General features: G+C 60.8%; 1 protein-coding gene. It reads right to left on the bottom strand.

Translation table 11 applies throughout. The features are described from left to right. A partial coding sequence (gene speA, locus D8V06_RS17660; RefSeq protein ID WP_130931425.1) for an arginine decarboxylase occupies positions 1-1,850 on the bottom strand: 1,850 nt, incomplete at its 3' end. Positions 1,851-1,873 lie beyond the last annotated feature (23 nt).

Below are 1,873 nucleotides of genomic sequence, written 5' to 3'. Positions count from 1 at the left end.
TCGCTGGCACTGATGCGGGCACTGGCGCACTTGTCGCGGTAGTGAGTCATCAGTTCTTCCGGCGACAAGTGCACGTAACGCAGCATGTCTTCGATGGTGTCGTGGGTTTCGATACCGGCGTGGTACACGCTGCCATCGGCGTTCTGGTAGATGTTCACCGAATCGGTGTCACCGAACAGGTTGTGCATGTCGCCGAGAATTTCCTGATAGGCGCCGACCAGGAACACACCCAGCAGGTAGTCCTCGCCTTCGTTCAGGGAGTGCACCGGCAGACTGGTTTCGATGCTCTGCTCGTCGACGTACTGGTTGATCTTGCCGTCCGAGTCGCAGGTCAGGTCCTGCAACACTGCGCGACGCAGCGGCTCTTCGTCGAGGCGATGCAGCGGAATGATCGGCAGGACCTGGTCGATGGCCCAGGTGTCCGGCAGGCTCTGGAACACCGAGAAGTTGCAGATGTACTTGTCGGCCAGCTTGTCGTTGAGCTCATCGAGCACCTGACGGTGGGAACGCTGACGCGCCTTCAACGAGTTGTGCAGGCGACGGCAAACGGCAAAGTAGCATTGCTCGGCCAGGGCTTTTTCCGCCAGGGTCAACTTGCCATCGGCGTACTGCGCAGCGACATCGCTCATGTAGTGTGTGGCGCGCCAGTAGGTTTCGGTGACCATCTCGATATCGGTCGGCCCCAGCAAGTCCACCAGCCACTGCACGGTTTCCGGCAGCGCTTCCTTGTTCTCGATCTGCGGCACGTCGTCGTTGTGTTTCTCGACGTCGGTCACCTGGATCACCAGCATGGCGTGGTGCGCGGTCAGGGAACGGCCGCTCTCGGAGAAGATGTTCGGGTGCGGCAGGTTTTGCGCGTCGCAGAACTCCTTGAGCATCCCGACCACGACACCGGCGTAATCGTCCATGTCGTAGTTGATCGAACTGGCGTTACGCGAGTGCGTACCGTCGTAGTCCACGCCCAGGCCACCGCCGACGTCGATGTGATCGACCGGCAGACCAAGGTTGCGCAGTTCGCCGTAGTAGCGGATTGCTTCCTTGAAACCGTGCTGGTAGTCCGCCAGGTTGGCGATTTGCGAACCCATGTGGAAGTGCAGCAGGCGAATGCCCTGGTCCAGGCCAGCCGCGCGGAAGCGCTCGACCACCGACAGCAGCTGGGCCGCCGACAGACCGAACTTGGACTTCTCGCCACCGGTGTCGGCCCATTTGCTCGACGCCAGGGACGACAGGCGCACACGCAGACCGACCTGAGGCTTGACCTTGAGCGAGTTGGCTTCTTCGATCACCAGACCGACTTCGGATTCTTTCTCGATCACGATGAAGACGTTGTGGCCGAGCTTCTGGCCCATCAACGCCAGGCGAATGAACTCGCGGTCCTTGTAGCCGTTGCAGACGATGGTGCCGCCCTTCGGCGCCAGCGCCAGCACCGCCAGCAGCTCAGGCTTGGAACCGGCTTCCAGGCCGATGGAAACGTTCTGGGTGGCGATTATGTTCTCGATCACCGCTTCCTGCTGGTTGACCTTGATCGGGTACAGCGCCGTGTATTTGCTCTGGTATTCCAGGCGCTCGATGTTGGCGTCGAACGCGCCGGTCAGCTGACGCACGCGGTCTTGCAGGATATCGGGGAAGCGCACCAGCAACGGCAGCGACAAGCCGCTCTTGCGCAGTTGGTCGACTTGCTCGAACAGGTCGATGGGCGAGCTGCTCGGACCGTTCGGACGAACTTCGACGCGACCGGCGTCATTGATCGCGAAATACCCGGCCCCCCAATGGCGAATCCCGTAAACACTGCGGCTGTCCGCAACTGTCCATTGGCTGCCATCGTCTTTGCGTGTGCGTCGTACGGACATCGAAGTCCCCTATAAAGAAGTCA

Source organism: Pseudomonas sp. Sample_24 (assembly GCF_004307605.1).
Lineage (GTDB): Bacteria > Pseudomonadota > Gammaproteobacteria > Pseudomonadales > Pseudomonadaceae > Aquipseudomonas.
The sequence above is the reverse complement of the archived record's forward strand: the minus strand, read 5'-3'. Positions and strand labels throughout refer to the sequence as shown.